Source organism: Tsukamurella soli, from assembly GCF_039541155.1.
GTDB lineage: Bacteria > Actinomycetota > Actinomycetes > Mycobacteriales > Mycobacteriaceae > Tsukamurella > Tsukamurella soli.
Window position 1 is genome coordinate 55,232 of the sequence record NZ_BAABFR010000021.1, and the last position, 8,484, is coordinate 63,715.

At 68.2% G+C, this 8,484-nt stretch carries 6 protein-coding genes; all 6 read right to left on the reverse strand.

Features of this window, described 5'->3' with window-relative positions; all coding sequences use genetic code 11:
* Positions 1 to 25 precede the first annotated feature (25 nt).
* Positions 26 to 3,616, reverse strand: a complete 3,591-nt coding sequence (gene rpoB, locus ABD908_RS08990; RefSeq protein WP_344993993.1) for a DNA-directed RNA polymerase subunit beta — start codon at positions 3,614 to 3,616, stop codon at positions 26 to 28.
* Between the two features lie 372 nt (positions 3,617 to 3,988).
* Positions 3,989 to 5,167 (reverse strand): ABC transporter ATP-binding protein, encoded by a 1,179-nt coding sequence (locus tag ABD908_RS08995; RefSeq protein WP_344993996.1) that lies wholly within the window; start codon positions 5,165 to 5,167, stop codon positions 3,989 to 3,991.
* Between the two features lie 238 nt (positions 5,168 to 5,405).
* Complete coding sequence (rplL, locus tag ABD908_RS09000; protein WP_344993999.1) at positions 5,406 to 5,795, reverse strand: 50S ribosomal protein L7/L12; 390 nt, start codon at positions 5,793 to 5,795, stop codon at positions 5,406 to 5,408.
* Positions 5,796 to 5,902: 107 nt separating this feature from the next.
* Positions 5,903 to 6,469 (reverse strand): 50S ribosomal protein L10, encoded by a 567-nt coding sequence (rplJ, locus tag ABD908_RS09005; RefSeq protein WP_344994002.1) that lies wholly within the window; start codon positions 6,467 to 6,469, stop codon positions 5,903 to 5,905.
* Between the two features lie 298 nt (positions 6,470 to 6,767).
* Entirely contained in the window at positions 6,768 to 7,268 is a 501-nt protein-coding gene (locus ABD908_RS09010) for a TIGR04338 family metallohydrolase (protein ID WP_344994005.1), read from the reverse strand.
* The coding region (locus ABD908_RS09015; RefSeq protein ID WP_344994008.1) for a hypothetical protein at positions 7,265 to 8,484 on the reverse strand (1,220 nt) is incomplete at its 5' end. The genes ABD908_RS09010 and ABD908_RS09015, both read right to left, overlap by 4 nt.

An 8,484-nucleotide genomic window follows, 5' to 3' on the forward strand; every position in this document is an offset into this window, starting at 1 on the left:
TCCTCTTGGTGGTCGGTTGGCGGATTTAGTTGGCGAGGTCTTCGGCGGACGCGTTCTCGTTGCGCGACAGGTTGATGCCGAGGTTGGCCGCTGCGCGCTCCAAGTCCTCGTCGTCACCGTCGGCCATCTCGATCGCGGCGCCGTCGCTGGAGAGCACCTCGACGTTGAGGCACAGCGACTGCAGCTCCTTGAGGAGCACCTTGAACGACTCGGGGATACCGGGCTCGGGGATGTTCTCGCCCTTGACGATCGCCTCGTAGACCTTCACGCGGCCCACGACGTCGTCCGACTTGATCGTGAGCAGTTCCTGCAGCGTGTAGGCCGCGCCGTAGGCCTGCATCGCCCAGCACTCCATCTCGCCGAACCGCTGGCCACCGAACTGCGCCTTACCACCGAGCGGCTGCTGCGTGATCATCGAGTACGGACCCGTCGACCGCGCGTGGATCTTGTCGTCGACGAGGTGGTGCAGCTTGATGATGTACATGTAGCCGACGGCGACCGGGTAGGGGAACGGCTCGCCGGAGCGCCCGTCGAACAGGGTCGCCTTGCCGTCGCCGCCCACCATGACGTCGCCGTCGCGGTTCGGCAGCGTCGAGCCCAGCAGGCCCTGCAGCTCCTCGTCGCGGGCACCGTCGAACACCGGCGTCGCCGTGTTCGTGTCGGACGGCTGCGAGTACATCTCCTCAGGCAGCGCCGAGGCCCAGTCGGGCAGGCTGCCGTCGGCCAGGTGCACGTCCCAGCCGGCCTTCGCGACCCAGCCGAGGTGGGTCTCGAGGATCTGGCCGATGTTCATACGCCGCGGCACGCCGTGCGTGTTCAGGATGATGTCGACCGGGGTGCCGTCGGGCAGGAACGGCATGTCCTCCTGCGGGAGGATCTTGCCGATGACGCCCTTGTTGCCGTGCCGGCCGGCCAGCTTGTCGCCGTCCTGGATCTTGCGCTTCTGGGCCACGTACACGCGGACCAGCTCGTTGACGCCGGGCGCGAGCTCGTCGTCGTCCTCGCGGCTGAACACGCGCACGCCGATCACCTTGCCGGTCTCGCCGTGCGGCACCTTGAGCGACGTGTCACGGACCTCGCGCGCCTTCTCACCGAAGATCGCGCGGAGCAGCCGCTCCTCCGGGGTCAGCTCGGTCTCGCCCTTCGGGGTGACCTTGCCGACCAGGATGTCGCCGTCGCGGACCTCGGCACCGATGCGGATGATGCCGCGCTCATCCAGGTCGGCCAGGACCTCGTCAGAGACGTTCGGGATGTCCCGGGTGATCTCCTCAGCGCCCAGCTTGGTGTCGCGGGCATCGATCTCGTGCTCCTCGATGTGGATGGACGTCAGGACGTCCTCCTCCACCAGGCGCTGGCTCAGGATGATCGCGTCCTCGTAGTTGTGACCCTCCCACGGCATGATCGCGACGAGCAGGTTCTTGCCCAGCGCCATCTCACCGTTCTCGGTGCACGGGCCGTCGGCCAGGACCTGGCCCGACTCGACGCGCTGGCCGGCGCTCACGATCGGCCGCTGGTTGGCGCACGTGCCCTGGTTGGAGCGCGCGAACTTCCGCAGCTTGTACGTCTTGCGGGAGCCGTCGTCGGCCATCACCGTGATGAAGTCCGCCGACACCTCCTCGACGACGCCGGTCTTCTCGGTGAGCACCACGTCGCCCGCGTCGACCGCGGCGCGTAGCTCCATACCTGTGCCGACCAGCGGCGACTCGCTACGGACCAGCGGTACGGCCTGGCGCTGCATGTTGGCACCCATGAGGGCGCGGTTGGCATCGTCGTGCTCGAGGAACGGGATCATCGCGGTCGCGACCGACACCATCTGGCGCGGCGAGACGTCCATGTAGTCGACCTGCGCGGCCGAGACGTACTCGACCTCGCCGCCCTTCTTCCGGACCAGGACGCGCGCGTCCGTGAGGTGCCCGGCACCGTCGGTCCCCGAGTTGGCCTGCGCCACGACGTGGCGGTCCTCCTCGTCGGCCGTCAGGTAGTGGATCTCGTCCGTGACCTGGCCGTCGACCACCTTGCGGTACGGCGTCTCGATGAAGCCGAACGGGTTGACCCGCGCGAACACCGACAGCGCACCGATCAGGCCGATGTTCGGGCCCTCAGGGGTCTCGATGGGGCACATGCGGCCGTAGTGCGACGGGTGCACGTCGCGGACCTCGAGGCCCGCGCGCTCGCGGGACAGACCACCGGGGCCCAGCGCCGACAGGCGGCGCTTGTGGGTCAGGCCCGACAGCGGGTTGTTCTGGTCCATGAACTGCGACAGCTGGGAGGTCCCGAAGAACTCCTTGATCGCCGCCGACACGGGCCGGATGTTGATCAGGGTCTGCGGGGTGATCGCCTCGACGTCCTGCGTGGTCATGCGCTCCCGCACGACCCGCTCCATGCGGGACAGGCCCACGCGGAGCTGGTTCTGGATCAGCTCGCCCACCGTGCGGAGACGACGGTTACCGAAGTGGTCGATGTCGTCGACCTCGACCGGCACCTCGGAGCCGCCGGGCACCGTCATGAAGGTCAGCTGGTCGGTCGGGGCCTCGTGCAGGCGCACCAGGTACTCGACCGTCGCGACGATGTCCTCCTCGGTGAGGACGAGGGTCTGCGAGCCGTCCGCGTTGGGCGGCAGGCCGAGCTTCTTGTTCAGCTTGTAGCGACCGACGCGGGCCAGGTCGTACCGCTTCTCCTTGAAGAAGAGGTTCTCCAGCAGCGCCTGCGCCGACTCCTTGGTGGGCGGCTCGCCCGGACGCAGCTTGCGGTAGATGTCGAGCAGCGCCTCGTCGGTACCGGCCGTGTTGTCCTTCTCGAGGGTGGACCGCATGATCTCCGAGAAGCCGAAGCGCTCGATGATCTGCTCGCTGGTCCAGCCCAGCGCCTTGAGCAGCACGGTGACCGGCTGCCGGCGCTTGCGGTCGATGCGCACACCCACCGTGTCGCGCTTGTCGACGTCGAACTCGAGCCACGCGCCGCGGCCCGGGATGACCTTCACCGAGTGCAGGTGCTTCTCGGTGGACTTGTCGATGGTCTCGTCGAAGTAGACGCCCGGCGACCGGACCAGCTGAGACACGACGACACGCTCGGTGCCGTTGATGATGAACGTGCCCTTGTCGGTCATCATCGGGAAGTCGCCCATGAACACCGTCTGCGACTTGATCTCGCCGGTGTTGTTGTTGATGAACTCGGCGGTGACGAACAGCGGAGCCGCGTACGTCATGTCCTTGTCCTTGCACTCGTCGAGCGAGGCCTTGACCTCGTCGAAGCGAGGGTCGGAGAAGGAGAGCGACATCGACCCGGAGAAGTCCTCGATCGGGGACAGCTCGGCGAGGATGTCCTCCAGGCCACCGGTCGGGTTCGCGTCGCCGCGGGAGACGGCCTTCTCACGCCACTCTTCCGAGCCGACCAGCCAATCGAAGGAGTCGATCTGTAGATCGAGGAGGCCCGGAACCGGGAGGGGTTCGCTGATCTTCGCGAAGGATACGCGCTTCGGGGCTCCGGGAACCCCGCCCTTGTTCGAGCCCGCGTCGGTCGAGGTCTGGCTGGAGACTGAGACTGCCAAGATGCGTCCTCTGCTTTGCCTAGTGGTTTTGCCAACACCGCCGACGGCAACCTGAGCAGAACACCGCATATGGATTGCGGAGAGATATTCGATTGGACAGGAGGCAGCCAGCGCAACGTCCAACATTAGCAGACCGAGACAAGCCCCGCAAGGGCACACTCCACCAGAGAGGCTACACACGCGGACCGGTCCCACCGACTGGCTACCGATCGAGCACCGATGCTCCGCGTCTGTAGGTAAGAGTGACCTGCCCGGCCGCAATCGTCAAGCGAAACCGCCGCATCCGTTGAAAAAACCCCCGTCCGGCCCGGCTGCACGGGGGTAACGGGGCAGGTCACGGACGCGAGAGCCGCGGTCAGAGGCAGCGACGGGAGGCGTCTGCGACGACAGAACGCCCGGACCGAAGCGGTCCGGGCGTCCCGGGTGTCGTGTCTACGGCGCTCAGTCGCGGTAGCGCGGGATCTGGTCGGTCGAGCCGATGTCGACGACATCGGGCGCGATCTGGTACGACCCGGTGGGCTCGTCGTTCCCACCGAACTCTGCCGGGCGCTGGATCGGGACCTGCGCGGTGGTCGGCCCGTCCTTGGTCAACGACGGTGCCGCGCCGACCGAGGTCGGGGCCGCGACAGCCGCGGCCAGCGGCTCGTCGCCGAGGTCCTTGAGGATGGCCGCACGCGCCTTGGGCGGCAGCGACGGCAGCATCTGGCGGACACGCGCCTTGCGGCGGGCGACGCCCTTGCGCTCCGGCATGCCCGGGGTCGGCTGCATCTGGGGGGCGATGTCCTCGATCAGCTCGACGCCACCGGCCGAGTGTCCCGCTGCGACGTTCGCCGCCTCCGCCTCCATCTGGGCGGTGTCCTTCTCCTCCGACATACCGATCGGACCGATCATCGAACCGGTGAGGAACTGCTTGACCACCGGCTCGTCGGAGGTCAGCAGGAGCTCACGCGGACCCATCATGACGAGCCGCTTGAGGAACAGCATGCCCATGTTGTCGGGAACCGTGCGGACGATGTTGATGTTGTGCGTGACGATCAGGGTGGTGCAGTCGATCTGGGCGTTGATGTCGATCAACAGCTGGGTGGTGTAGGTGGTACGCACCGGGTCGAGGCCCGAGTCGGGCTCGTCGACGAGCATGATCTGAGGGTCCAGCACCAGGGCGCGGGCGAGGCCGGCGCGCTTACGCATACCACCCGAGATCTCGCCGGGGAGCCGATCCTCGGCGCCGATCAGACCCACCATCTCGAGCTTCTCCATGGTGATCTTGCGGATCTCGCTCTCCTTCTTCTTCGTGTGCTCACGAAGCGGGAAGGCGGTGTTGTCGTACAGGTTCATCGAGCCGAACAGCGCGCCGTCCTGGAACAGCACGCCGAACATCTTGCGGATCTCGTACAGCTCGGAGGAGGAGCACTTCAGGATGTCGGTGCCGTCGATGATGATCTCGCCCTCCTCCGGCCGGAGCAGGCCGATGAGGGACTTCAGGAACACCGACTTACCGGTACCCGAGGGGCCCAGCAGAACTGATACCTCGCCAGGCGGCAGGGTCAGCGACACGTCGGTCCAGATGTTCCGCGAACCGAACGACTTCGTCAGGTGATTGGTTGTAATTTCGACACCCACAGCAGACCCTTCCTGAGGCACACGAGAATGTGGCTCGCGCCACAGCAGCGTACGTTTCTGCGACCATACCGCACGCGGTGGTCTGATCAACCATGCATCCAGTAGAGCGGATCGGTGTGGCGCTCGCTACACCCACCTAGAAGCCTACCGACCGGCCCACGAGACGGACACGACCCCCACCGCGAAGCGGTGGGGGTCGTCTCTCGGCACGAACGGGCATGGCCCGCCGCAGCCGGAACTACTTGACGGAGACCGAAGCGCCGGCCGCGGCCAGCTTCTCCTTGGCGGCCTCGGCAGCGTCCTTGTCGACCTTCTCGAGAATGGCCTTGGGGGCGCTCTCGACGAGGTCCTTGGCCTCCTTGAGGCCCAGGCCGGACACGAGCTCGCGCACGACCTTGATGACCTGGATCTTCTTGTCGCCGGCGCCCTCGAGCACGACGTCGAACTCGTCCTGCTCGGCAGCGGCCTCAGCGGCAGCCGGAGCAGCGCCCGCAGCCGCGACGGCGGCGACCGGAGCGGCAGCGGTGACCTCGAAGGTCTCCTCGAAGGCCTTCACGAACTCCGAGAGCTCGAGCAGGGTCAGCTCCTTGAAAGCGTCGAGCAGCTCGTCGGTGGTGAGCTTCGCCATGACGTAAGTCCTTTCGTTCAATCCTTGCTCGCTGATCCGCGAGAAGGGGTAGTCAGGCCTCGCCAGCCGGAACGCTGGAGAGGTTGGGGTGTCGCTGGATCAGCGGGTTATTCTGCTGCGGTCTCGACCGCAGCGTCGGCGGCACCTGCGGTGCCCTCCTCGGCTGCCCTCTTCTCCTGCAGCGCGGCGGCCAGGCGGGCCACCTGCGAAGCGGGAGCGTTGAACAGGCCGGCGGCCTTCGCCAAGTTGCCCTTCATGGCACCGGCGAGCTTGGCCAGGAGCACCTCACGCGACTCGAGATCAGCGATGCGCTCGACCTCGTCCACAGACAGCGGCTTGCCGTCCATGTAGCCGCCCTTGATGATCAGGGCCTTGTTGTCCTTGGCGAACTTCTTGATCGCCTTAGCCGCCTCGACCGGCTCGCCCTCGATGAAGGCGATCGCGGTGGGGCCGCTGAACAGCTCGTCCAGGCCCTGCACGCCGGCGTCGGCCGCCGCGAGCTTGACCAGGGTGTTCTTGGCGACGGAGTACGTCGTGCCGGCGCCGAGCGAGCGACGCAGCTCGGTGATGTTACCGACCGACAGGCCACGGTATTCCGTGACGACGGTGGCGGTAGCCTTCTCGAACTGCTCGGCGATCTCCGCTACTGCGGCGACCTTTTCAGCGTTTGCCATACTTCGCCTCCTCTCTGCGTGGTTACGCGTCGGCGCACGAAGGGGGCGGTAGAACGACGAAACCCCGGGCGCAGGGCGCACGGGGTCTTCAAGCTGCGCTCGCGCGCGGCCGAAACGAAACCTCGTCCATCCTGCGTGGGTCGCCGGCTGCTGCCGGGCCTTCGATCGCGGGCGCCTCGCGGCGACCTCGATGACCGACGGTCTTCGGTGGAACGATCCGGGTTGCCGGATTCCAAACGGATATGTTAGCTGACCGGCGCCGTCGACACAAACCGGCGGCCGCGCGCATCGGGACCGCCTACCGCAGTGGCACGCCGCACTCGCGATAGACGACCTCCAGCGCCAGGCCCGCCTCCGGCCCCATCACCGCCCGCAGCACGTCGACGTGGGCGGACGCGAACTCCGGTCCGTGGGGTGCCACGGACCGCTCGGGTGCGGCAGTGACGGCCACGACGTGGTGCGTCACCTCGTGCAGCACCACGGTCTCGCGCAGCGCCCACGCTCCCCCGGCCCCCGTCGGGACCGCGATGACAGGCGGGACGGGTTCGTAGTGTGCACCGGCCACACCCGCGCGGGCGCGCACCCGCACCTCGGCCGGCCGCCCCAGCACACGAAGTGCGTCGTCGACATAGCGCTGCACCGACTCCAGTGACGCGAACCTGGCCTCCGGCGGCAGGGTCAGCGCGATGCCGCACACGTCGACGGCTCGCCCCGGCGCGCGCTGGGCGTGCTCGAACAGGCCGCGGACCATCGACTCGGCCTGGTACAGCGCCGCCCGCCCGCGATCGGCGACCGTCACACGTCCTTGGCAACCCTGAGCTGGTCGGCGATCGCCTGCGCAACCGCGGCCAGCCCCGAGTCACCGATCGGGGTGTCGGTGAGCAGATACGTCTGCGGCGCGGTCTCGACGACGATCACCGTGAGGTGGTCGCCCTCCACCGAGAGCCCTGGCCGACTGACCCGGATGTCGGCGGTGACCTTGGCGGCATCGACACCGTCGACCTTGATCGCCGCCGCGGCGCTCTGGTTCGCCACGTGCGGATCGGCGTCCTTGTAGCCCGCACCGGCCGCGATGCAGGCGACCATGCGGGTGGCCGCATCGGCCGCCTTGATCGTCGGCGTGAAGGTGGTCTCCCCGATCTCGGCGCCGGCCTGCCACTGCTGCCCCACGATCGGGTACACCAGACCGGCCGCGTTGCGGCTCTGGGCGTAGGTGACGTACGTCTGCGCCGTCCATCCCGGCGCGGCACTCACCGGGAACGACAGTGGGCCCGACGTGACGAAGTCGGTGATCGGCGCGCTCGCGCCGGTGCCCGGCAGCCCGCAGCTGTCGACGCCGGCCCCCGACGGTGCCGTAGAGGCATCCGGCGCGCCGGCGACGGATGCGCTCGCACCGTGGTGCACCAGCCCCACTACCACCGCGATGATCACCAACACCACCAGCACGGTCGTGACGCCGGCGCCGATCCACAGGCCGGTCCGCGACCGCTTCGGTGGCTCACCGCCCGGCGCTCCGGGGCCTCCCGCGCCCGGCCACTGCGGAATGCCCGAGCCGCCGGCGCTCGGATACTGGGCGCTCGGATACTGGGCACTTTGATATTGCCCCGCCGGGTACTGGGCACTTTGATATAGCCCCGCCGGGTACTGCGCGCTCGGATACTGCCCGCTCGGGTACGGGTACTGCGAACCCGGGTACTGACCGGGGCCGCCCTGCTGGGGATACGACGGGTTCGAATACTGCGCCGGCGAGTAACCGTCGGGGGCGGCGCCCGGCGCCACACCATGGCCCGAGTCGGCAGCACCGTCACCCCCGCCGTTGCCCGCATCGCCGTCCGAGCCGGCGGCACGGTCCGGCGTGCCTTTGCTGCCCGAACCCGCAGCACCGTCGGCGGGGTAGCCCTGCTCCCCGGGGTGCGTGCCGGCAGCGTCGCCTGGCTCGAACGGCCGCTCCCACGGGCTGCGCGGGCCGCTCACGACGACCGCCCGATCGCGCCGCGCGCCCCGCCGATCTCGGG